Here is a 22448-nt window from a genome sequence, read left to right on the forward strand (position 1 = left end):
GGACAGCGCGGTCCGCAAGCCTCCAGTACCCCTCCAGACGTGCTCAAACACTGCAAGGAGCCGCACCTGTGAGCAGTGCCGACCAGTCCCCCACCGCCAGCGCCGAACTCCGTGCCGACATCCGCCGACTGGGCGATCTTCTGGGCGAGACACTCGTCCGCCAGGAGGGCCCCGAGCTGCTCGAGCTCGTCGAGCGGGTCCGCGCCCTGACGCGCACCGACGGTGAGGCAGCCGCCGAGCTGCTGGGCGACACCGACCTGGAGACCGCGGCCAAGCTGGTCCGCGCCTTCTCCACCTACTTCCACCTGGCCAACGTCACCGAGCAGGTGCACCGCGGCCACGAGATGCGCGAGCGTCGCGCGGCCGAGGGCGGGCTGCTGGCCCGCACCGCCGACATGCTCAAGGACGCCGACCCCGAGCACCTGCGCGAGACCGTCCGCAACCTCAACGTGCGCCCCGTCTTCACCGCGCACCCCACAGAGGCCGCCCGGCGCTCCGTGCTCAACAAGCTCCGCCGCATCGCCGAGCTGCTGGAGACCCCGGTCATCGCCTCCGACCGGCGCCGTCACGACCTGCGGCTGGCCGAGAGCATCGACCTCATCTGGCAGACCGACGAGCTGCGCGTCGTGCGGCCCGAGCCGGCCGACGAGGCCCGCAACGCGATCTACTACCTGGACGAGCTGCACGCCAACGCCGTCGGCGACGTCCTGGAGGACCTCGCCGCCGAGCTGGAGCGCGTCGGCGTCGAGCTGCCCGCCGGCACCCGCCCGCTGACCTTCGGCACCTGGATCGGCGGCGACCGCGACGGCAACCCCAACGTCACGCCCGCCGTGACCTGGGAGGTGCTGATCCTCCAGCACGAGCACGGCATCACCGACGCCATCGACCTCATCGACGAGCTGCGCGGCTTCCTGTCGAACTCGATCCGGTACGCGGGCGCCACGCGGGAGCTCCTCGACTCGCTCCGGCAGGACCTGGAGCGGCTGCCCGAAATCAGCCCCCGCTACAAGCGGCTGAACGCCGAGGAGCCCTACCGGCTCAAGGCCACCTGCATCCGCCAGAAGCTCCTCAACACCCGCGAGCGCCTGGCCAAGGGCACCCCGCACGAGGAGGGCCGCGACTACCTCGGCACCGCCGAGCTGATCAACGACCTCACCCTCATCCAGACCTCGCTGCGCGAGCACCGCGGCGGGCTGTTCGCCGACGGCCGCATGGACCGGGTCATCCGCACCCTGTCCGCGTTCGGCCTCCAGCTCGCCACTATGGACGTCCGCGAGCACGCCGACGCCCACCACCACGCCCTCGGACAGCTCTTCGACCGGCTCGGTGAGGAGTCCTGGCGCTACGCCGACATGCCGCGTGAGTACCGGGAGAAGCTGCTCGCCAAGGAGCTGCGCTCCCGGCGCCCGCTCGCGCCCACGCCCGCGCCGCTCGACGCCGCCGGGCAGAAGACTCTCGGCGTCTTCCACACCGTCAAGGAAGCCTTCGAACGCTTCGGGCCCGAGGTCATCGAGTCGTACATCATCTCGATGTGCCAGGGCGCCGACGACGTCTTCGCCGCCGCCGTCCTCGCCCGCGAGGCCGGACTCATCGACCTGCACGCCGGCTGGGCCAAGATCGGCATCGTGCCGCTCCTTGAGACCACCGACGAGCTCAAGGCCGCCGACGTCATCCTCGAAGGCATGCTCGCCGACCCCTCCTACCGGCGCCTCGTCTCGCTGCGCGGCGACGTCCAGGAGGTCATGCTCGGCTACTCCGACTCCTCCAAGTTCGGCGGCATCACCACCAGCCAGTGGGAGATCCACCGCGCCCAGCGCAGGCTGCGCGACGTCGCGCACCGCCACGGCGTCCGGCTCCGGCTCTTCCACGGCCGCGGCGGCACGGTGGGCCGCGGCGGCGGCCCCTCGCACGACGCGATCCTCGCCCAGCCCTGGGGCACGCTGGAGGGCGAGATCAAGGTGACGGAGCAGGGCGAGGTCATCTCCGACAAGTACCTGATCCCCTCGCTGGCCCGGGAGAACCTGGAGCTGACGGTCGCGGCCACCCTCCAGGCGTCCGCGCTGCACACCGCCCCCCGTCAGTCCGACGAGGCGCTCGCCCGCTGGGACGCGGCCATGGACACCGTCTCCGACGCCGCCCACGACGCGTACCGCAGGCTGGTCGAGGACCCGGACCTGCCCGCGTACTTCTTCGCCTCCACCCCCGTCGACCAGCTCGCCGAGCTCCACCTCGGCTCACGCCCCTCGCGCCGCCCCGACTCCGGGGCCGGCCTCGACGGGCTGCGCGCCATCCCGTGGGTCTTCGGCTGGACGCAGTCGCGGCAGATTGTGCCCGGCTGGTTCGGTGTCGGCGCCGGCCTCAAGGCGCTGCGCGAGGCGGGTCTCGACACCGTGCTGGACGAGATGCACGAGCAGTGGCACTTCTTCCGGAACTTCATCGCCAACGTCGAGATGACGCTCGCGAAGACCGACCTGCGGATCGCCCGCCACTACGTCGACACGCTGGTGCCGGACCACCTCAAGCACGTCTTCGACGTCATCGAGGCCGAGCACGCCCTCACCGTCAGCGAGGTGCTGAAGGTGACCGGCAACGACGAACTGGTCGGCTCCAACCCGGTGCTTCGGCAGACGTTCGCGATCCGGGACGCGTACCTGGACCCGATCTCCTACCTCCAGGTCGCGCTCCTCAAGCGGCAGCGCGACGCGGCCGAGCGCGGCGAGGAGCCGGACCCGCTGCTGGCGCGCGCCCTGCTGCTGACGGTCAACGGCGTCGCGGCCGGCCTGCGCAACACGGGCTGACGCCGGACGACATGAGGATGCCCCCGCCTGAGTACAGGCGGGGGCATCCTCATGTCAGGTGTCAGTGCTGACGGGCCGTGCGGCGGCGGGCCAGCAGGTAGCCGCCACCGGCGACCAGCGCGGCCGCGACGCCCGCGAGCACGCCGATGGGCGCGCCGTTGCCGGTCTCCGCGAGGTCACCGGACGTGCCGTCGGCGCTCGGCGCCGGGGCCGCGGGGGCGGAGGTGCTGGGCGTCGTCGAGGGCTCGCCCTGCTCGTCGTCACCGGGCTTGTCCTCGCCCGGCTTGTCCTCGCCCGGCTTGTCCTCACCGGGCTCGTCCTCACCGGGCTTGTCCTCGCCCGGCTTGTCCTCGCCCGGCTCGTCCTCACCGGGCTTGTCCTCGCCCGGCTTGTCGTCACCGGGCGCAGGAGCCGTCTCGTCCGCGGGGCAGGTGTGCGAGAGGTTGAACAGGTCCTGCGGGACGCTGCCCTCGATCTCGGCGGAGGCCGAGATCAGCTTCGCGCCCGCCTCGGACGCCACGTAGGCGTGCTTGCCCTCGGCGCCGGGGAAGACGCTGAAGTCGGTGACGACCTGCTGCCCACCCGGTTCGAAGGTCACCGTCAGCGAGACGAACGTGGCCTTGTTGCCAGGCAGCACGAAGTGCCAGCCGTCCTTGTCCGCGGCGATGCCCGGGCAGTTGTCCTCCTGCGGGGCGCCTCCGTCCTTCGTGGTGGCGGTACGCGGAAGATCCTGGCGCAGATCAATGGTGCTTTCGGTGGCGAAGGCCGGGCCGGCGAGAACGAGCGAAGCCATGGCGGGGAGCGCAACGGCTGCGCAACGGCTCTTCAAAGAGGGCATAGAAGTACCTCTGGCGCATGATGGGGTGAGTGTGCCGTGGGAGGTGGCGGCTCAGCGTCCTGTGAACGCACTCGCGAGTCAAGGACTCTTGTTCCGCATCTGCACCAGAGGTGCCGATTCACCCCCGATAGTCCTGATAACGATCAGGTGAACTGGTGAGGTTTCAACGACTTCTGACGGGGCTACAGCGCGAGGAACGACGCCACCAGCAGCGCACCGCCCGCCGATGCCGACACCCACGCCAGCCGCGTCATCCGCAGCCCGCCACCGATCACCAGCGCTGCCAGCAACAGCGCACCGCCCAACGGCAGCCACGCGTGCAGAGCGCCAGCGGGCCCCGTCCGCACCGCCTCGGCCGTACCCGGCTTCAGTACGACGACGAGCGTCTGACCCTTCTTCACCGCGACCGACCTGTCGATCGTCACGCGCTCGCGCTCCGGTGCCGGCTCCTTGGGCACGTACGGACCCGTGCACGCCTCGTCGTCGCAGCGGGCGACCGTGAGCGTGCCGTGCTGGCGGCCCTTGGAGAGCAGAATGTGCTGCGCGTTGCCCCAGGACGACCAGAAGCCGGCGACCAGGAGGAGCAGGGCGACGAGCGCCATCGCCGCCTTGCGCGCGTGGATCAGCATCCGGCCCGGGGTATTCCGCTTCATGGCCCGCGATCCTTGGCCATGGGGCTGCGCCGGGTCAACCTCCGGCCGGCCGGAGGAGACCGAGGTCTCAGGAGTTGTACGTCCCCTGCGCCCGCTCCAGCCCGTCGATCACCAGACACTCAACCGCGTCCGCCGCGCGGTCCACGAAGTAGTCCAGCTCCTTGCGCTCGGCCGACGAGAAGTCCTTCAGCACGAAGTCCGCCACCTGCATCCGCCCCGGCGGCCGACCGATCCCGAACCGCACCCGGTGGTAGTCCGGCCCCATCGCCTTCGTCATGGACTTCAGCCCGTTGTGGCCGTTGTCCCCGCCGCCCAGCTTCAGCCGCAGCGTGCCGTAGTCGATGTCCAGCTCGTCGTGGACGGCCACGATGTGCGCGGTCGGCACCTTGTAGAAGTCCCGCAGCGCCGTCACCGGACCACCGGACAGGTTCATGTACGACATGGGCTTCGCCAGGATCACCCGCCGGTTCGACGGACCCGGAGCGCCGATACGGCCCTCCAGCACCTGCGCCTGCGCCTTCTGCGCACGCTTGAACGAGCCGCCGATCCGCCCGGCCAGCAGGTCGGCGACCATGAAGCCCACGTTGTGCCGGTTCGCGGCGTAACCGGGCCCCGGATTGCCGAGGCCGACGATCAGCCAGGGTGCGTTCACGTCGGACATCTGCGCTGCGTCTCCTCGTCACCGGCCCGAACAGGAAGAACGGGGTGGCAGGCCGCAGCCCGCCACCCCGTGAAAAGCCTCAAGCAGAGCTTACGGCTCAGGCCTCGGCGGCCTCTTCGCCCTCGCCCTCGCCCTCGGCGGCCGGCTCCTCGGCCTGCGCGGCCAGGACCTGCAGGACGACAGCGTCCTCCTCGACGGCCAGGACGACACCGTTGGGCAGGGTGATGTCCTTGGCGAGGACGGACGCGCCGGCCTCCAGGCCCTCGACGGAGACCGAGACGGACTCGGGGATGTGGGTGGCCTCGGCCTCGACCGGCAGAGCGTTCAGCACGTGCTCGAGCAGGTAGCCGCCCGGGGCCAGCTCGCCCTCGGTGTGGACCGGGACCTCGACCGTGACCTTCTCGCCGCGCTTCACGAGCAGCAGGTCGACGTGCTCCAGGAAGCCCTTCAGCGGGTCGCGCTGCACGGCCTTCGGGATGGCCAGCTCGGTCTTGCCCTCGATGTCCAGGGAGAGCAGAACGTTCGGGGTGCGCAGGGCGAGCAGCAGCTCGTGGCCCGGCAGCGTGACGTGGACCGGGTCGGAGCCGTGGCCGTACAGGACACCCGGGACCTTGCTGTCACGGCGGATACGGCGGGCGGCGCCCTTGCCGAACTCGGAACGGAGCTCTGCGGCGAGCTTCACCTCGGACATGTGCACTCCTCGTAGATACGGAAACTGGTGGCGGTCACCCGGCCACGACTGGCCTGCTACGAAGAGCGCGTCGATAACGGACCGCCGCACCAGAGGTGCGGCCTCCCTCGCCGAGCAACTACGGCAGTCTACGCGGCACCCGCCGGGCGCCCAAATGGATCACGCCAGGGCCGCCCATGGGTCGCGCCCCGGCCGCCCCGCGGGCCACGCCGGCATGCCGAAGGGCCGCCCCCCACACGCCGAAGGGCCGCCCCGCGCGGCGCGGGACGGCCCTGTCAGGACTGCTCTGCGGACTGTTCTGGCCTGTCCTACTTCTCTTCCTCGAACAGGCTCGTCACCGAACCGTCCTCGAAGACCTCGCGCACGGCACGCGCGATCGTCGGCGCCATCGACAGCACCTTGATCTTGTCCAGCTCCAGCTCACCCGGCGTCGGCAGCGTGTTCGTCAGCACGAACTCACTCACCTTGGAGTTCTTCAGACGGTCCGCGGCGGGGCCCGACAGGATGCCGTGCGTCGCCGTCACGATCACGTCCTCGGCGCCGTTCGCGAACAGCGCGTCCGCCGCGGCGCAGATCGTGCCGCCCGTGTCGATCATGTCGTCGACCAGCACACACACCCGGCCCTTGACCTCGCCCACGACCTCGTGGACCGTCACCTGGTTCGCGACGTCCTTGTCACGGCGCTTGTGCACGATGGCCAGCGGCGCGTCCAGACGGTCGCACCAGCGGTCCGCGACCCGCACCCGGCCGGCGTCCGGGGACACGATCGTCAGCTTGTCCCGGTCCACCTTCGCGCCCACGTAGTCCGCGAGGACCGGCAGCGCCGACAGGTGGTCCACCGGACCGTCGAAGAAGCCCTGGATCTGGTCCGTGTGCAGATCCACCGTGAGGATGCGGTCCGCGCCGGCGGTCTTCAGCAGATCGGCGATCAGACGGGCCGAGATAGGCTCACGGCCGCGGTGCTTCTTGTCCTGACGGGCATAGCCGTACGAGGGGATGATCACGGTGATGCTCCGGGCCGAAGCCCGCTTCAGAGCATCGATCATGATCAGCTGCTCCATGATCCACTTGTTGATGGGAGCCGTGTGGCTCTGCATCAGGAAGCAGTCGGCACCACGGGCCGACTCCTGGAAGCGGACGTAGATCTCGCCGTTGGCGAAGTCGAAAGCCTTCGTCGGGACGAGGCCGACACCGAGCTGGTGTGCAACCTCCTCGGCCAGCTCGGGGTGGGCGCGGCCGGAGAAGAGCATCAGCTTCTTCTCGCCGGTCGTCTTGATCCCGGTCACAGCACTGTCTCCTCAGACGTGTTCTCTGGCCGCGAAGGTCCTGGGCGCGAGCCAGCCGAATTTGTGTGCACGTATCACGGTACGCCGAGTTCGACGCACTCGTTTCGGGTCAGTTCTCCTCGGCGACGCCCTCCGTTGCCGCCGTGGCGGCCTGCGCGGCGGCGCTGCCCGGGCGCTTGCGAGCCACCCAGCCCTCGATATTCCGCTGCTGGCCACGGGCGACGGCCAGCGAACCCGGCGGCACGTCCTTCGTGATCACCGACCCGGCGGCGGTGTACGCACCGTCCCCGATCGTGACAGGAGCCACAAACATGTTGTCCGAGCCCGTACGGCAGTGGGACCCGATCGTCGTGTGGTGCTTCTTCTCGCCGTCGTAGTTCACGAAGACGCTCGCCGCACCGATGTTGGAGTGGTCGCCGATCGTCGCGTCACCGACGTAGGAGAGATGCGGCACCTTCGTGCCCTCGCCGATCACGGCGTTCTTCGTCTCCACGTACGTACCGATCTTGCCCTTGGCGCCGAGCCTCGTCCCCGGACGCAGATACGCGAACGGGCCGACGGTCGCCGCGGCGCCGATCTCCGCGCCGTCCGCCACCGTGTTGTCCACCCGGGCGCCGGCGCCCACCAGGGTGTCCTTCAGCCGCGAGTTCGGGCCCACCTCGGCGTCCTCCGCTAGATGCGTGGCCCCCAGCAGCTGCGTGCCCGGATGCACGACGACGTCCTGGCCGAAAGTCACCGTCACGTCCAGCAGCACCGACGAGGGATCCACGACCGTGACACCGGCCAGCATGGCCCGCTCCAGCAGCCGCTCGTTGAGCAGCCGGCGCGCCTCGGCGAGCTGGACACGGTTGTTGATGCCCAGGATCTCCCGATGGTCACCGGCGACCGACGCACCGACCCGGTGCCCCGCCTCGCGCAGGATCCCGAGCACGTCGGTCAGGTACTCCTCGCCCTGGCTGTTGTCCGTCCGCACCTTCTTCAGCGCGTCCGCCAGCAGGACGCCGTCGAAGGCGAACACACCGGAGTTGATCTCCCGGATCGCGCGCTGCGCGTCGGTCGCGTCCTTGTGCTCGACGATCGCCGTCACGGCGCCGGTCGCGTCGTCGCGCACGATGCGCCCGTATCCGGTGGAGTCCGGGACCTCGGCCGTCAGCACGGTCACCGCGTTGCCGTCGGCGGCGTGCGTGGCGGCCAGCGCGGTCAGCGTGTCCCCGGACAGCAGCGGGGTGTCGCCGCAGACGACGATCACGGTGCCGCGCAGGTCGCCGCCGAGCTCCTCGAGGCCCATGCGCACGGCGTGGCCGGTGCCGTTCTGCTCGGCCTGGAAGGCGGTACGGGTCCCCGCGTAGTGCTCCGCGAGGTGCGCCTCGACCTGCTCACGCGCGTGGCCGACGACCACGACGAGCCGCTCGGGATCGAGTTCGCGGGCGGCGCAGACGACGTGTCCGACGAGCGAACGCCCGGCGATTTCGTGCAGGACCTTGGGAGTCTTCGACTTCATGCGGGTGCCCTCACCCGCTGCAAGAACGACGACGGCTGCCGGGCGATTGGCGCTCACGGATATGCCCTTCGGCTTCGGGTGGTGGACATCCGAAGGATACCGGGGGGTTTCAGGGGAGAAACGAGCGCGGGTCCTGACCAGGGAGGTCAGGACCCGAACCATGCATGCAGCTCCCGGGGGAGGACTCGAACCCCCATGATCAGAACCAAAATCTGACGTCTTGCCCTTAGACGACCCGGGATTACCGCTATGCCCGATTTCGTTGATCGGCTGCGGATGCAGCCCCTACTATGCCGCACCACCAGCCCTCGATGCGACGGTACAAGTCGGCGCTCCCCTGAACGTGGATCACCAAACAGCCTCGGTATGCCTCGCCGGTGTTCTTCCGCACGGTCGTGGGGCTGTGGCGTTTGAGGGTCGTCTTGCCGAACGCGCCGGGGTCGGCGTCGACGACGTTCGCCCAGTACTGCTCGGCGGCGGTGACGTCGGCCGACTCGTGGATCATGACGTGGAATCTGAGACGCTCTCGCTCGATTCCGACGAGGTCCAGCCACGCGATGAACACCTGAATCATGCGTGGGTCACTGTTGACGAAGGTCACTCGCTCCCGACGGGCGTACGGCTTGTCCTTCGTCCCCTCCGCCCAGTACAGGGCCGTGCCCACGAGGAGCAGCTCCCGTTCGGTCAATGCGCCGATGTCGAGCGCCGCTCTGGACTTCGTCTCCCGGCGTTCTGCCTCGCGTCGGCGTAAGGTCACCTCCCACCCGCGGCGGGCGATCGCCGAGGCCTCCTCGCGGGAGCGTTTGCGCTCCGGCTTCGGCAGGTCCCGCACCCACAGGGAGATCGAGCTCTTCGAGCAGCCCAGCTCCACCTGGTCTGGTCGTAGGTCATGCCCTGGAGGCGGAGTTCGCGGGCCTTCGCCCGCAGGTCGTCCTTGGCGTTCGGGCGCTTCGTCCACTCCGGTGGCGGTTCGCCCTTGACCAGGCGGTTGAGGATGTCGTTGTTGTCGATGTGCAGGCGGTCGCGGATCTGACGGAGGCTGAGGCCCTCGCGGCGCAGGGCTATGGCCTGTGCGCGGAGGGCCTCGAAGTCGGCGTACTTGCCGGCGGCGCGTGTCATGCAGTGATCGTCGTCCGGAATGCGGACGTCCGGGTCGAATGTCTGGTCGATTCACCAGTTCGAGTGGAGCTGGTGCATTCCGGTACGAACGCGCGCACCTGTCGTGCTCCCGCATGCCCGCAAAAATGACTGGCACCCGCCCGTAGTCTGGGGGTCATGACCGCAACGGGGGCAGAGCAGAACGCCACGGGTTCGACCGCCCGGGCGTGGCTGTGGTGGGGGCGGCGGCGCAGTGCCGTGCTCGACGTGGGACTGGCGGGCGTGTCCGCCGTGGAATGTGCGCTGCAGGGGGTCGTGTTCGCCGAGCAGGCGGCGCTGCCGGTGCCGTTCGGGGTGCTGTTCGGACTGGCCGTCGGTTCGGTGCTGGTGCTCAGGCGGCGGTGGCCCGTCGCCGTGGTGCTGGTGTCGGTGGCGACGACGCCGGCCGAGATGGGCTATCTGATGGCCGTCGTCGGCCTGTACACGCTGGCCGCCTCGGAGGTGCCGCGGCGGATCACGGCGACGCTGGCCGGGATGTCGCTGGCGGCGACGTTCATCGTGACATTCGTGCGGGTGCGCCAGGACGTGCAGGGCGGGGACTTCGGCGCCTGGTACGTGCCGTTGATGGCCGGTTTCATGTCGCTCGGGCTGACGGCTCCGCCGGTGCTCTTCGGCCTCTACATAGGGGCGCGGCGGCGGCTGATGGAGAGCCTGCGGGAGCGGGCGGACTCGCTGGAGCAGGAGCTGTCGCTGCTGGCGGACCGGGCGGAGCAGCGGGCGCAGTGGGCGCGGCAGGAGGAGCGGACGCGGATCGCGCGCGAGATGCACGACGTGGTGGCGCATCGGGTGAGCCTGATGGTGGTGCACGCGGCGGCGTTGCAGGCGGTGGCGTTGAAGGATCCGCAGAAGGCCGTGCGGAACGCGGCGCTGGTGGGCGACATGGGCCGGCAGGCGCTGACGGAGCTGCGGGAGATGCTCGGGGTGCTGCGTGCGGGGGAGGGCGAGCGGCGTGTGGCCGACAAGCCCGTGCCGCTGGCGGCGGTCGGGGCGGCGGCCGCGGCAGCCGCCGCCGCGGCGGCGGAGGACGGCCCGTGCCTGGCGGACATCGAGGTGCTGGTGGGCCAGTCCCGGCAGGCGGGGATGGTGGTGGAGTTCGCGGTGCACGGGGAGGCCCGGGAGTACGCGCCCGAGGTGGAGCAGACCGCGTACCGGGTGGTGCAGGAGGCGCTGACCAATGTGCACAAGCATGCGGCGGGCGCGAAGGTGATGGTGCGGCTGGCGCATCGTGAGGCCGAGGTCGCGATGCAGGTGGAGAACGGGGCTCCTGATGCGGCGGGTGGCGCCTCGGCGCCGGGCCTGCCGAGCGGGGGGAACGGACTGGTGGGCATGCGGGAGCGGGTGTCGGCGCTGGGCGGGGTGTTCGTCTCGGGTCCCACGGATGTGGGCGGTTTCCGGGTCTCGGCGGTTCTTCCGGACCCCGCGGCGGCCTGACCGGGAGGCGGGGGCCCTGACCGGGAGGCGGGGGCGCTGCTCCGGCCGGGCGCTACTCCGTCGTGAGGCGGGCCGGCTGGATGCCGGTGATCAGCAGGGTGAGGGCCTGGTCGATGTCCGGGCCGAGGTACCAGTCGCCGGTGTGGTCGATGCTGTAGACGCGGCCCGTGGTGTCCATGGCGAGCACCGCCTGGTGGTCCCCTTCGCTGCCGAGGGGGGACATCTCGGTGTCCAGCGCCCGGCCGAGGTCGGAGAGGGTGCGGGCGAGGTGGAGGCCGGCGAGGGGGTCGAAGTGCAGGGGCGCGGGAGCGTGCTGGCGGCCGGGGCCGGGTGTGGTGACGGTGAGGCCGCCGAATTCGGCCCAGGCCTCGACGACGGCGGGGAAGACGCTGTGCCGGTGGCCGGCGGGGGAGACGTGCGCGCGCAGGCTGTCGGCCCAGAGCTCGGCCTGCTTGATGTCCCACCGGCCGGGTTGCCAGCCCGCCTCGCGCAGCGCTGCGTCGACGGCGACGGGGAACCGGGTCGTGCTCAGGTGGTCGGGCATCGGTGTGGGTGTCAGCCGTTCTCGGGTGTGGTCGGGTCGACGGGGCGTACGCCGAAGTGGTCCAGCATCGCGGTGCACGACCGGCAGGGCGGCGCGTAGCTGCCGTGCAGCGGGTCGCCGTCCTCGCGGATGCGTCGTGCGGTGAGCTTGGAGTGCTTGAGCGCGCGGCGGGCCTCGCTGTGGCTGAGGGGCTTGCGCTGGGCGCGTTTGGAGCGCTGGCTCTCGGCGGAGGCGAGGTGCCGGGAGAGGAGGATGGCCTCGGGGCACCGGCCGGTGAAGCGTTCGCGCTGGCCGCTGGTGAGGGTGTCGAGGAAGTCCTGTACGAGGGGGTGGAGGGTGGGCGGCAGGTCGCCCTTGCCCGCAGTGCAGGTCAGGGTTTCGCCGCGGACGGAGAGTGCGGCGGCGACGGCGGGCAGGATGCCGTCGCGGCGGTGGCGGAGACCGGGTGGGCGTGCGGTGTCGTCGCTGCTCCAGCTGAGGCGTGGATCACCGTTCGTGCGTGGTCGCGCTGTGTGCATGGTGCTTCGGTCCCTCCCGTGCACTCCCCCGAGTGGCGAAGGAACAGCCTGCCAAATGGGGCGGGGCCTGTGGAAGCTGGGTAGCTGAAACGTGTCGCCGATGGGCTGTCGGTCACTCGAAAGTGACGCCCCGTTACGGAAATGGAGGGTCGGCAGCCCCTCTTGCCGTACCGCATAGGCTGTGCTGAACCAGCCAGACGCCACAGGGGGCAAATCGCCATGACGACAGGTCGGCAGGGCCTGGGGGCAGCAATGGGCCCCGGGGCCGGCGCGCGTACCGCGCCACCGAATGCGGCCTACGCCGGGCAGGTCGTGCACTTCCCGGATCCGGTCCGGGCGGCGCGTCATCCGCGCGGGGTGCGCGTCGACGACAACGGCTTCCCGGACTTCTCGCCGTACGCGCGCGCGGCCGCGGAGATCGCCGAACCCCCGGAGGGCTTCGGCGTGGACGAACTGCGGCTCACCGACTTCGTGTCGGCGAACGCGGCGCTGCACGCGGACGGACACGCGCTGTGGGACGCGATTCCCGCGGTGGCGACGCCGCACGGCTGGACCTGGCACCACGTGCCGGGCACGCGCCGGCTCGAGTTGGTGCCGGTCGAGGTGAAGGCGCTGCTGCGGCATCACGGTGGTCTGGCGACGGCCCCGGTGGACCAGGGCAAGCGCGGTACGCGACCGCTGCAGGAGGCGCGGCCCGCGCACTTCGGACTGCCGAGGAGCGCGGTGTCGGTGACCGAGCAGCAGGTGCAGGGAGTCGAGGAGGACCTCGGCTACCGGCTGCCGGGGCCGTATCGCTCGTTCCTGAAGGCGGCGGGCGGCTCGGCGCCGGTGGGTGCGGCGCTCGACGCCGAGCTGGGGCTGCTGGTGGACCAGCCGTTCTTCACGGTGCGCGACGAGGCCGCAGTGAACGATCTGGTGTACGTCAACAAGTGTCTTCGCGACCATCTGACGAAGGACTACCTGGGTGTCGCGTTCGTCCAGGGCGGGATCCTCGCGGTCAAGGTGAGGGGCGCGGACCTCGGGTCGGTGTGGTTCTGCCCGTACGACGACGCGCGGGACGTCAGCGAAGCGGCCGGCTGGGACGTGCAGGAGCGGGTGGAGCGTCTGTTGCTGCCGTGCGGCGAGGACTTCGACGCGTTCCTGCGGCGGCTCGCCGGCAATCCGCCGGAGTTGGAGACCGTGGCGAATCTGATGGTGGACGGCGGCTTCGCGCGGGCCGTTCCGGTTCCGGGCGAGGGGTGACGGGTCCGATGGTGACGTTTGCGCAGGCGCAGGAGCGCGCCGAGGAGTGGGTGAACGGTGATGTGCCCGCGTACCAGCACCGTGAGGTGCGGGTGCGGGAGTTCGAGCTGGGCTTCGTGGTGTGGGCGGAGGACCGCGAGTCCGGTGCGCGTTCGGACGGCGGCGACCAGCGGCTGGTGATCGCCCGGGACAGCGGTGAGGTGACGCTGTGGCCGGGGCTGCCGGTGGGCGAGGTGATCCGCCGGTACGAGGAGGAGTACGGGGTGCAGGCGGCCGCGGCGGCCCCGTCCGCGGGGCAGCCGCCGCAGCGTGTCGATCTGAACCAGACGTCGTTCCTGCTGAGCCCGCCGGAGTGGTTGCAGGAGGCGGCGGACAAGCTGGGCATTCCCGACCGGCGCGCGTCGGCGTCCGGCGCCGATGCCGACGCAGCCGCGTCGGACGCGTCTCCGGGTGCCTCCGGGCCGGGAGTGGCGCCCGCCACGGGTGACGACTCCGGTTCGGTCGGCGGCAACTCCTCGCAGGCGACGGGAAGTTCCTCGGCGGCCGCCGCGCCGTGGCCGGATGCCGGCGCCGGTGCGGACAGGACGGACGAGGCGGACGCCTCGCGCGGCAGCGGCTCCGCGTGGCCGAGCGCGGGCGAGGCCGACCACGAGCCGACGGCGTCCGACGGCGTGCCCGCCCGTCCGGCCGGGAGCACCGGTTGGACCGACACGAGCGCGGACGGCGGCGACGACGCCTCCGTGCCGCTGCCCGCGACGGTGTTCGCCCCGCCGGTGACGGTGGACGGCGACACGCCCCCGCCGCCGGTCGCCCCCGACGCTCCGACGGCGCTCATGTCGGGCGGGAGCCAGCTTCCGCGTACCGCGGTCGCTCCGGCGCTCGACCCCCAGGCCGGGCCGGGCGGGCAGTCGCCGGCTCCGTCCGCCCCCGCGTCCTCGGCGACGCCGCCCGCCGCCCCGCAGGGCACGAGCGCGGCCGACATAGCGGACGCGGCGACGAGCAAGGCGGCCCTTCCGCCGCGCGGTGCGCGCGGTGGGGCGGCTACGGGCGCGACGCCCCCGCCGCCGCCCGGTGCGCCGGGCACGCCCGGCGCGCGGCCGGGTGCCACGCCGCCGCCGACGGGCCCGGAAACCCCCGGAGCGCCGGCCGGCGGCTACCTGCCGACGCAGCTCGTCTCGCAGCTCGGCCCGGAGGGGCCGCAGCCCCCCGCGCCGTCGGGTTCGACGCCGGCGCCTCCTGGTCCGCCGGCGCCTCCGGGTGCGACGCCGCCGCCGGGTGGTGGGGTGCATCATGCGGCGACGATGCTGGCCGGTCCTGCCCAGATGGGTCCGGGTGCGCCGCAGCCTCCGGGGCCTCCTGGTGCGCCGCCGCGGCCTTCGGGTTCGACGCCGGCGCCTCCTGGTCCGCCGGCGCCTCCGGGTGCGACGCCGCCGCCGGGTGGTGGGGTGCATCATGCGGCGACGATGCTGGCCGGTCCTGCCCAGATGGGTCCGGGTGCGCCGCAGCCTCCGGGGCCTCCTGGTGCGCCGCCGCGGCCTTCGGGTTCGACGCCGGCGCCTCCTGGTCCGCCGGCGCCTCCGGGTGCGACGCCGCCGCCGGGTGGTGGGGTGCATCATGCGGCGACGATGCTGGCCGGTCCTGCTCACATGGGTCCGGGCGCGCCGCAGCCTCCCGGCCCGCCCGGTCCGCTGCCGCACGCGCCGCAGCCCGGGCAGTCGGCGGGCGGCCCGTCCGCGTACGGCTACCCGCAGCAGCCCTCCGGCCTGCCGACGGTTGGCCCCGGTTACCAGGCGGTGCTGCGCTACCGCGCGCCCGACGGCTCCGAGGCCCAGCTGATCCGCCGTTCGGCACCGGGCACGCCGCATCCCGAGTGGCAGATCCTGCACGAGCTGCGCGCCATGAACGTGCCCCCGCAGCAGGTGCTGGAGCTGCACACCGAGCTGGAGTCGTGCGAGCTGCCGGGGGCGTACTGCGCGCGCATGATCCGCGAGACGTGGCCGCAGGCGCGGATCACGTCGATCGCCCCCTACGGCAGGGACCACGCGTCCCGGCAGCAGGGCATGGCGCAACTGATCGCCCACCAGGGTGAGTTGCACCAGGTCGCGGACGGGCCCGCCCGGCCCGCGCCGGTGCGTGCCCCGCTGCCGCAGGTCCCGCCGGCCCCGCCGATCCCGCCGGAGGGTGTCGCGCAGGAGCTGGCGGCGGCGTTCGGCCCGCAGGGGCTGTGCCGGTTCGACCAGCGGGCGGTGTCGCGCCAGGGCGTGCCGGAGATCGTGGCGGCGACCCTGGTGTGGGCGGGCCTTCCGGGCGACTTCAATCCGTTCTTCTGGGCGCAGCCGGCCCAGCCGGTGGTGCCGACGCTCGCGGAGCTCGCCGCGCAGCGGCAGGTGCAGCCCGCGTCGGACGCGGGTTCGTACCTGGTGATCGGCAGCGACTTCGGGCGCGCGATCTGTGTCCAGTACGGCACGGCGCACATCGTGGCGGTCCCGGTCGAGGGCGGTCCGGGCGGTGCGCCGGTGGCGCCGCAGTTCGTGAACACGGGCCTGCCCGAGTTCGTGCGCTGCATGGCGCTGCTCGGCCGTATGTGGCGGCTGCGTTTCGGGCTCAACCCGGAGCAGGCCGGCCGCTGGACGGTCGACTTCCAGGCGCAGTTGGCCGCCCTGGACCCGGCGGCGCTGTCGTCGCCGGAGAGCTGGTGGTCGGTGCTGCTGGAGCAGATGTGGGACGGGCTGCTCTGACCCGCTGAGCAGCAGGCCGGGCGCCGTGGTCCGCGAGGGCGGACCACGGCGCCCGGCCGTGTCCCGGGCCGGCGCGCCGTCGGTGGTTACGGCGCGGGGGTGGTGTCCGCGGCGCCGGCCAGGATCGCCGGTTCCAGCTCCTCGTAGCGCTGTTGCTGCTCTGCCCGGTCGCGTTCGGAGAGGACGGTGCCGAGCCGGCCCGCGAGGAAACCCAGCGGGACGGACACGAGGCCCGTCGTCGTGAACGGGAACCAGTTGAAGTCCGCGTCCGGGAAGACGGACTGCGGCGATCCGGACACGAGGTTGCTGCCGGTCATCAGGACCAGCGAGGCGACGGTGCCCGTCACGAGGGTGGCGAGCAGGCCCGTGCGGGAGAAGCGGCGCCAGAAGAGGCTGTAGACGAGGGCCGGGGCGACCGCGGAGGCGCCGATGCAGAACGACAGGGTCAGCAGCGCCTGGAGGTTGAGGTGCCGGGCCCCGGCGGCGATGACGAGGGCGACCAGGCCGACCCCGGCCGCGGCGGCCCGGGCGATGGCCGTCTCCGTGCGGGGCGGCAGCGTCGTACGGCGCAGTCCGTGCGCGACGAGGTCGTGCGCCAGGGAGTTGGCGCAGGCGAGGGTGATTCCGGCGACGGAGGCGAGCAGCGTGAGGAAGATCGCTGTGGCGACCGCCGTGAACAGCAGTGTTTCGAGCGTCGTCGGGTCGGAACCGAGTACGGCCTGGGTGACCATCAGGAACGCCTCTTGCCCTGCGGGTCTCCGGCGACGAGCGTCTCGCGCCCGACGACGGCCGCCGCCCCGAAGCCGATGACGACGCTCAGCAGGCAGGTCACCACGACGATGGAGACGGCCCACGACATCGACCGCCGCACGACGGTCGCGCTGCGCGCGGTGAACATGCGCATCGTGATCTGCGGCAGCACGGCGGCGCCGAGCACACCGTCAACTGCGTGCTGATCATGTCGAGTTCGTCGCCGGCGAACTGGAGGCCGGAGGCGAGGTAGGCGTCGCCGGCCCCGCTGCCCCGCGCGGCGGCGTCCAGCAGCTCGGGCAGGCTGAATCGTCGAGGAGTTTGGCGTCGGCCGTGACGCCGGGGAAGTTCCGGAGTCGTGAGGCCTGGACTGCATCCTCGAGTGCTTCAGCGCCGTTCTTCAGGCTCTTAACCTTGCCGACGGGCAGGATGACCATGGCGAGCATGGCGCATTTGCCGAGACTGGGGTCCTTTATGCAGTCCTTGGCGTCATTGAGGCCGGTGACCGCCCAGACTATTTCCTTGAGAGTGGGGTCGATCGGAGGGCTCTCAATGTGCTGGCCGGCCAATGCGCAGATAGGGAGGCTGTCCCGGGTTGCGTGGAGGTAGCAGGGTGGCTTGCTGTCCCTCTCTCTCTCCTGCTTGCGCTGCTCTTCTGCCGCACGGCGGGCCGCGGCCTCTTCGGCCTCGCGCAGTTTGACTGCCCGGTCCCAGGCCTGGGAAGCGGCGGTTTTGGCTTCCTCTGCGCTCTTTCCGGCTGCGAGCGCCGATTCGCGCGCCTCGCTGGCCGCTTCGCTGGCGATGGCCGCTGAGGCGCGGGCGTAGTTGGCAGAGAATTCAGCCTGAGCGGCGGATTCTTCGGCGGCGAGTAGGTCGTTCTGGGCCCTGGTAGCGGCGTTGCGGGCTGCCGTCGCCGACTCGGCTGCCTTGGAGGCGCTGGTTTCGGCGCTGTCGGCCGCGGTGTCGGCGTCGACGGCGTACCTGGCTGCGAGATCAGCGCTCTGCTGCGCTTGGAGGGCGGCTTGGTCGGCTTCGGCGGAGGCCTGGTTGGCCTCGGCCGCGGCCTGTGCGGCGAGCCATCGGTTCTGCTGGGCCTTGGCCGCGATCGGCCAGCCGGTCCCTGCGTTCGGCCATGAACCGGCCGGGTTGAGCAGGAAGATCCACCGCCAGTCGGCGTACGCGGCGAGCAGCCCGCCGATCGCCGGGCCCGCCACCGCCGACGTCGCCCACACCGTCGAGAGCCTCGCCTGGATCCGGGGCCGTTCCTTGAGCGGATAGAGGTCGGCGGCGATCGTCTGCACGGTGCCCTGGAGCGCGCCGCCGCCCAGTCCCTGGATGACGCGGAACGCGATGAGCGCGGCCATGTTCCAGGCGACGGCGCACAGCAGGGAGCCGATGAGGAACAGCACGATGCCCGCGACGAGGACGGGCTTGCGGCCGAAGGTGTCCGAGAGTTTGCCGTAGACGGGCAGGGTGACGGTGACGGCGAGCAGGTAGCCGGAGAAGAGCCAGGAGAAGACGGAGAATCCGCCGAGATCGCCCACGATCTGCGGCACGGCGGTGGACACGATGGTGCCGTCGAGCGCGGCGAGGGCCATCCCGAGCATGAGCGCGGCGGCCACGGGCCCGCGGCGCGCGGTGACCGCTTCCGCCTTCCCGCCGCCGGCCGCCGCGTTGTCCGGCACCGGGGAGGCCGCGTGGCCCCGGGGTGTCTCCTCCACGCCCACGTCCAGATCCTTTCCCCCTGCATCTAATTCCGGGGGACACCCTCTCACTTGAACCTGACGCAGGGGGAGGGTGCACCCTCGTCGTACGGCGGCCGGCTCCACCTGAGGGTGGAGGCCCCTAGGGGGTTGTCCTTACTTCCGCTCAGGGAGCGGTCGTCCCGGCGGACGACGATAACGGCCGGGCCCGTTCCTTAACTTGGTCTTACGGCCGGGGACGTGGTCCTTCGGCCGGGAACGTGGTCCTACGGCCGTAGGGCCGGGCCGGGGCCGCGCACCGACCGCGGGGTGGGGACAACCCCCGGTCAGGACTGCGCTGCGCACCAGCGCGCCGGACCGCTTCTGTCGCAAGACTCGACTCGTATCCGTGGCGATCGGACGTCGTCACGCCCCACAGCTAGGAGACCTACCGTGACTACGGCTGTAACCACCCCCACCCGCGGGGAGACCGGAGGGCGCACGGCCGTCGCCGCACGGGGGCGGCAGGTCGTCAAGGCTTACGGCGCCGGTGAGACCCGGGTCGTCGCACTCGACCACGTCGACGTGGACATCGCCCGCGGGCAGTTCACCGCCATCATGGGCCCGTCCGGCTCGGGCAAGTCGACGCTGATGCACTGCCTGGCCGGCCTCGACACCGTCACCTCCGGGCAGATCTTCCTCGACGACACCGAGATCACCGGGCTCAAGGACAAGAAGCTGACGCGGCTGCGCCGGGACCGGATCGGTTTCATCTTCCAGGCGTTCAACCTGCTGCCGACGCTGAACGCCCTGGAGAACATCACGCTTCCCATGGACATCGCCGGCCGCAAGCCGGACGCCGCCTGGCTGAACAGGGTCGTCGAGACCGTCGGTCTGGCGGAGCGGCTGAAGCACCGGCCGGCCCAGCTGTCCGGCGGGCAGCAGCAGCGCGTCGCCGTCGCCCGCGCGCTGGCCGCCCAACCCGAGATCATCTTCGGCGACGAGCCGACCGGAAACCTCGACTCACGCGCGGGCGCCGAAGTCCTCGGCTTCCTGCGCCGCTCCGTCGACGAACTCGGCCAGACCATCGTGATGGTCACGCACGACCCGGTCGCCGCCTCCTACGCGGACCGCGTGCTCTACCTCGCCGACGGCCGCATCGTCGACGAGATGCTCCGGCCCACCGCCGACGCCGTCCTCGACCGCATGAAGGACTTCGACGCCCGGGGCCGCACGTCATGACCGTCCTCAAGACCTCCCTGCGCAACTTCCTCGCGCACAAGGGCCGCATGGCCCTGTCCGCCGTGGCCGTGCTGCTGTCCGTGGCCTTCGTGTCGGGCACGCTGGTGTTCACCGACACCATGAACACCACGTTCGACAAGCTCTTCGCCGTCACCGCCTCCGACGTCACCGTCAGCCCCAAAGGCTCCGGCGACAACGAGAGCCCGGCGACCGGCCGGCCCGAGGCGGTGCCCGCCTCCCTCGTCGACAAGGTCGCCTCGGCCGAGGGCGTTGCCTCCGCCGAGGGCGCGGTCATGAGCATGAGCGTGACCGTCGTCGACTCGGCGAACAAGAACATGGGGTCCGACGGCGGAGCCCCGACGATCGCCGCCAACTGGACGAAGAACGAACTCAAGTCCATGGAGATCACCTCCGGCCACGCACCCCGCGGCCCCACCGAGGTGATGGTCGACGCCGACACCGCCGACAAGCACGGCCTGAAGCTCGGCGACGAGCTGCGCACGATCGCCGTCACCGGCGACCTCACCGCGAGGATCTCCGGCATCGCCTCCTTCAAGGTCACCAACCCGGGCGCGGCCGTCGTCTACTTCGACACCGCGACCGCCCAGCGCGGACTCCTCGGCACCGAGGGGCAGTTCACGCAGATCCTGGTCACCGCCGCGCCCGGCGTGGCGGACGAGCAGCTCAAGAAGAACGTGGCCGCCGCACTGGACGCCCCGTACAAGCTGCAGACCGCGAAGGAAGCGGCGGACGCGGGGCGCGAGGAGGTCGGCTCCTTCCTCGACGTGATGAAGTACGCGATGCTCGGCTTCGCCGGGATCGCGCTCCTCGTCGGCGTCTTCCTGATCGTCAACACCTTCTCGATGCTGGTCGCCCAGCGCACCCGCGAGATCGGCCTGATGCGGGCGATCGGCTCCAGCCGCAGGCAGGTCAACCGTTCCGTGCTCGTCGAGGCGGTGCTGCTCGGCGTGGTCGGTTCCCTCGCCGGTGTCGCGGCCGGCGTGGGCCTGGCCGTCGGGCTGATGAAACTCATGGGCGCGGTGGGCATGAACCTCTCGACCGACGACCTGACCGTGAAGTGGACGACCCCCGCGGTCGGCCTCACGCTCGGCATCGTCGTGACCGTGCTCGCCGCCTACGTCCCGGCCCGCCGGGCCGGCAAGGTCTCCCCGATGGCCGCCCTGCGCGACGCCGGAACTCCCGCGGACGGCAGGGCCGGACTGGTCCGCGGCGTCATCGGCCTCGTCCTCACGGGCGCCGGTGCGGCCGCGCTCGTCGTCGCCGCCCGCGCCGACAAGGCGAGCGAGGGATCGATGTTCCTCGGGCTGGGCGTCGTGCTGTCCCTGATCGGCTTCATCGTCATCGGCCCGTTGCTCGCCGGTGTCGTGGTCCGGGCCATCAGCGCCCTGGTGCTGCGGATGTTCGGCCCGGTGGGACGGATGGCGGAGCGCAACGCGCTGCGCAACCCGCGCCGCACCGGAGCCACGGGCGCCGCCCTGATGATCGGCCTCGCCCTGGTGGCCTGCCTGTCCGTGGTCGGCTCCTCGATGGTCGCCTCGGCGACCGAGGAGCTCGACAAGTCGGTCGGCGCGGACTTCATCGTGCAGTCCTCGGCCAACGACGGCCGCCCGATCGTGCCCAGGGCCCAGCAGGCGTTGGAAAGGACGCCGGACATCGCGCACATCACCGAGTATCGGAGCGTACGGGCGAGGATCACCGCGCCCGACGGCGCCGCCGAGGACCTGGACCTGGTCGCCGCCGACCCGACGTACGCCGACGACCTGCGCCGCGAGACCGTGGCGGGCGAGCTGAAGGCCGCGTACGGCAAGGACGCCATGTCCGTCGGCGACGAGTATGCGAAGAAGCACGGCGTGCAGGTCGGCGACTCGCTCCAGGTGGCGTTCACGAACGGGCGGCGCGCGGACCTGAAGGTCGCCGCGATCACCTCCGACGACACGAACGTCGACAAGGGCGCGATGTACCTGAACCTGACGACCGCCGCCCGGTACGTCCCGGCCGACCGGATGCCGCAGAACATGATCATGTTCGCCAAGGCGGTGGAGGGCAAGGAGAAGGAGGCGTACGCAGCGCTGAAGAAGTCGCTGGCCGACTACCCGCAGTACAAGGTGCAGGACCAGACCGACTTCAAGCAGGACCTCAAGGACCAGATCGGCCAGCTGCTGAACATCGTCTACGGCCTGCTGGCACTCGCGATCATCGTCGCGGTCCTCGGTGTGGTGAACACCCTCGCCCTGTCGGTGGTCGAACGGACCCGGGAGATCGGCCTGATGCGCGCGATCGGCCTCTCGCGCCGCCAGCTGCGCCGCATGATCCGCCTGGAGTCGGTCGTGATCGCCCTCTTCGGCGCGCTGCTCGGGCTCGGCCTCGGCATGGGCTGGGGCACCTCGGCGCAGAAGCTGCTGGCACTGGAGGGCCTGGGCGTCCTCGACATCCCGTGGCCGACGATCATCACGGTCTTCGTGGGTTCGGCGTTCGTCGGCCTGTTCGCGGCGCTGGTGCCGGCGTTCCGCGCGGGCCGGATGAACGTGCTGAACGCCATCGCCACGGAGTAGCACGCGCCGGCGGAGCCCGGTACGGGGGTGCGGGCTCGGCGGCGGCCCCGGGTGTCCACGACGGACGCCCGGGGCCGCCGCCGTGCGGGGCCGGCCGGACCCGGCACGTTCCCGCCACACCCGCCGGGGGCCGCGCGGGACC

Annotated in this window: 15 protein-coding genes, 1 tRNA gene and 2 pseudogenes; 6 read left to right on the plus strand and 12 right to left on the minus strand. The window is 71.5% G+C overall.

Annotated elements, in window-relative coordinates; all coding sequences use genetic code 11:
• Nucleotides 1-68: 68 nt before the first annotated feature.
• On the plus strand, nt 69-2798 hold the full coding sequence (gene ppc, locus ACLB9X_RS28750) for a phosphoenolpyruvate carboxylase (protein WP_410363334.1): 2730 nt from the start codon (nt 69-71) through the stop codon (nt 2796-2798).
• Nucleotides 2799-2859: 61 nt separating this feature from the next.
• On the opposite strand, the gene ACLB9X_RS28755 is transcribed toward ppc, so the two are convergent.
• The 8 genes and pseudogenes from ACLB9X_RS28755 to ACLB9X_RS28790 form a co-directional block, all read right to left on the minus strand.
• Nucleotides 2860-3591: an LPXTG cell wall anchor domain-containing protein gene (locus ACLB9X_RS28755; RefSeq protein WP_410363335.1), complete on the minus strand. Its 732-nt coding sequence runs from the start codon at nt 3589-3591 to the stop codon at nt 2860-2862.
• Nucleotides 3592-3818: 227 nt separating this feature from the next.
• Entirely contained in the window at nt 3819-4289 is a 471-nt protein-coding gene (locus ACLB9X_RS28760; RefSeq protein ID WP_410363336.1) for a hypothetical protein, read from the minus strand.
• Between the two features lie 67 nt (nt 4290-4356).
• Nucleotides 4357-4950, minus strand: coding sequence for an aminoacyl-tRNA hydrolase (gene pth / locus ACLB9X_RS28765; protein WP_410363337.1), 594 nt, complete (start codon nt 4948-4950; stop codon nt 4357-4359).
• Nucleotides 4951-5047: 97 nt separating this feature from the next.
• Complete coding sequence (locus tag ACLB9X_RS28770) at nt 5048-5641, minus strand: 50S ribosomal protein L25/general stress protein Ctc (protein WP_410363338.1); 594 nt, start codon at nt 5639-5641, stop codon at nt 5048-5050.
• A gap of 308 nt (nt 5642-5949) precedes the next feature.
• On the minus strand, nt 5950-6927 hold the full coding sequence (locus ACLB9X_RS28775; RefSeq protein ID WP_410363339.1) for a ribose-phosphate diphosphokinase: 978 nt from the start codon (nt 6925-6927) through the stop codon (nt 5950-5952).
• Nucleotides 6928-7036: 109 nt separating this feature from the next.
• Nucleotides 7037-8485: a bifunctional UDP-N-acetylglucosamine diphosphorylase/glucosamine-1-phosphate N-acetyltransferase GlmU gene (gene glmU / locus ACLB9X_RS28780; RefSeq protein ID WP_410363340.1), complete on the minus strand. Its 1449-nt coding sequence runs from the start codon at nt 8483-8485 to the stop codon at nt 7037-7039.
• Between the two features lie 113 nt (nt 8486-8598).
• Nucleotides 8599-8669 (minus strand) — tRNA-Gln (locus ACLB9X_RS28785).
• Nucleotides 8670-8675: 6 nt separating this feature from the next.
• Nucleotides 8676-9547 (minus strand): annotated as a pseudogene (locus ACLB9X_RS28790) (hypothetical protein).
• A gap of 156 nt (nt 9548-9703) precedes the next feature.
• On the opposite strand from ACLB9X_RS28790, the gene ACLB9X_RS28795 reads away from it, so the two are divergent.
• The gene (locus ACLB9X_RS28795) at nt 9704-11017 is read left to right on the plus strand and encodes a sensor histidine kinase (protein WP_410363341.1); all 1314 of its coding nucleotides are present in this window, start codon (nt 9704-9706) and stop codon (nt 11015-11017) included.
• A gap of 52 nt (nt 11018-11069) precedes the next feature.
• Here ACLB9X_RS28795 and ACLB9X_RS28800 read toward each other — a convergent pair whose 3' ends face one another.
• Both ACLB9X_RS28800 and ACLB9X_RS28805 read right to left on the minus strand, forming a co-directional pair.
• Complete coding sequence (locus ACLB9X_RS28800; protein WP_410363342.1) at nt 11070-11561, minus strand: SUKH-3 domain-containing protein; 492 nt, start codon at nt 11559-11561, stop codon at nt 11070-11072.
• Nucleotides 11562-11572: 11 nt separating this feature from the next.
• A complete protein-coding gene (locus tag ACLB9X_RS28805; protein ID WP_410363343.1) occupies nt 11573-12079 on the minus strand; it encodes a YwqJ-related putative deaminase in 507 nt (168 codons plus the stop codon).
• A gap of 219 nt (nt 12080-12298) precedes the next feature.
• Between ACLB9X_RS28805 and ACLB9X_RS28810 the strand changes: the two genes are divergently transcribed.
• Together ACLB9X_RS28810 and ACLB9X_RS28815 are read left to right on the plus strand one after the other, a co-directional pair.
• Nucleotides 12299-13321, plus strand: a complete 1023-nt coding sequence (locus ACLB9X_RS28810) for an SMI1/KNR4 family protein (RefSeq protein ID WP_410363344.1) — start codon at nt 12299-12301, stop codon at nt 13319-13321.
• Between the two features lie 8 nt (nt 13322-13329).
• The gene (locus ACLB9X_RS28815) at nt 13330-16059 is read left to right on the plus strand and encodes an SUKH-4 family immunity protein (protein WP_410363345.1); all 2730 of its coding nucleotides are present in this window, start codon (nt 13330-13332) and stop codon (nt 16057-16059) included.
• A gap of 86 nt (nt 16060-16145) precedes the next feature.
• On the opposite strand, the pseudogene ACLB9X_RS28820 reads toward ACLB9X_RS28815, so the two are convergent.
• Together ACLB9X_RS28820 and ACLB9X_RS28825 are read right to left on the minus strand one after the other, a co-directional pair.
• A pseudogene (locus tag ACLB9X_RS28820) lies at nt 16146-17103 on the minus strand (sodium:solute symporter family transporter); the annotation flags it as partial.
• The gene (locus ACLB9X_RS28825) at nt 17016-18494 is read right to left on the minus strand and encodes an MFS transporter (protein WP_410363386.1); all 1479 of its coding nucleotides are present in this window, start codon (nt 18492-18494) and stop codon (nt 17016-17018) included. The gene ACLB9X_RS28825 and the pseudogene ACLB9X_RS28820, both read right to left, overlap by 88 nt.
• 450 nt (nt 18495-18944) lie before the next feature.
• Between ACLB9X_RS28825 and ACLB9X_RS28830 the strand changes: the two genes are divergently transcribed.
• Nucleotides 18945-19733: an ABC transporter ATP-binding protein gene (locus tag ACLB9X_RS28830; protein ID WP_410363346.1), complete on the plus strand. Its 789-nt coding sequence runs from the start codon at nt 18945-18947 to the stop codon at nt 19731-19733.
• The gene (locus ACLB9X_RS28835) at nt 19730-22306 is read left to right on the plus strand and encodes an ABC transporter permease (RefSeq protein WP_410363347.1); all 2577 of its coding nucleotides are present in this window, start codon (nt 19730-19732) and stop codon (nt 22304-22306) included. The genes ACLB9X_RS28830 and ACLB9X_RS28835 overlap by 4 nt, the downstream gene beginning before the upstream one ends.
• The last annotated feature ends 142 nt before the right edge of the window (nt 22307-22448 follow it).

Source organism: Streptomyces sp. 5K101 (genome assembly GCF_046506645.1).
In the GTDB taxonomy this organism is placed as follows: domain Bacteria; phylum Actinomycetota; class Actinomycetes; order Streptomycetales; family Streptomycetaceae; genus Streptomyces.

Bases quoted from the DNA above. Each gene is read 5' to 3' on its own strand.
- ACLB9X_RS28755 (WP_410363335.1), bottom strand. From the start codon at position 3,591: ATGGCTTCGCTCGTTCTCGCCGGCCCGGCCTTCGCCACCGAAAGCACC.
- ACLB9X_RS28760 (WP_410363336.1), bottom strand. From the start codon at position 4,289: ATGAAGCGGAATACCCCGGGCCGGATGCTGATCCACGCGCGCAAGGCG.
- pth (WP_410363337.1), bottom strand. From the start codon at position 4,950: ATGTCCGACGTGAACGCACCCTGGCTGATCGTCGGCCTCGGCAATCCG.
- ACLB9X_RS28770 (WP_410363338.1), bottom strand. From the start codon at position 5,641: ATGTCCGAGGTGAAGCTCGCCGCAGAGCTCCGTTCCGAGTTCGGCAAG.
- ACLB9X_RS28795 (WP_410363341.1), top strand. From the start codon at position 9,704: ATGACCGCAACGGGGGCAGAGCAGAACGCCACGGGTTCGACCGCCCGG.
- ACLB9X_RS28800 (WP_410363342.1), bottom strand. From the start codon at position 11,561: ATGCCCGACCACCTGAGCACGACCCGGTTCCCCGTCGCCGTCGACGCA.
- ACLB9X_RS28805 (WP_410363343.1), bottom strand. From the start codon at position 12,079: ATGCACACAGCGCGACCACGCACGAACGGTGATCCACGCCTCAGCTGG.
- ACLB9X_RS28810 (WP_410363344.1), top strand. From the start codon at position 12,299: ATGACGACAGGTCGGCAGGGCCTGGGGGCAGCAATGGGCCCCGGGGCC.
- ACLB9X_RS28815 (WP_410363345.1), top strand. From the start codon at position 13,330: ATGGTGACGTTTGCGCAGGCGCAGGAGCGCGCCGAGGAGTGGGTGAAC.
- ACLB9X_RS28835 (WP_410363347.1), top strand. From the start codon at position 19,730: ATGACCGTCCTCAAGACCTCCCTGCGCAACTTCCTCGCGCACAAGGGC.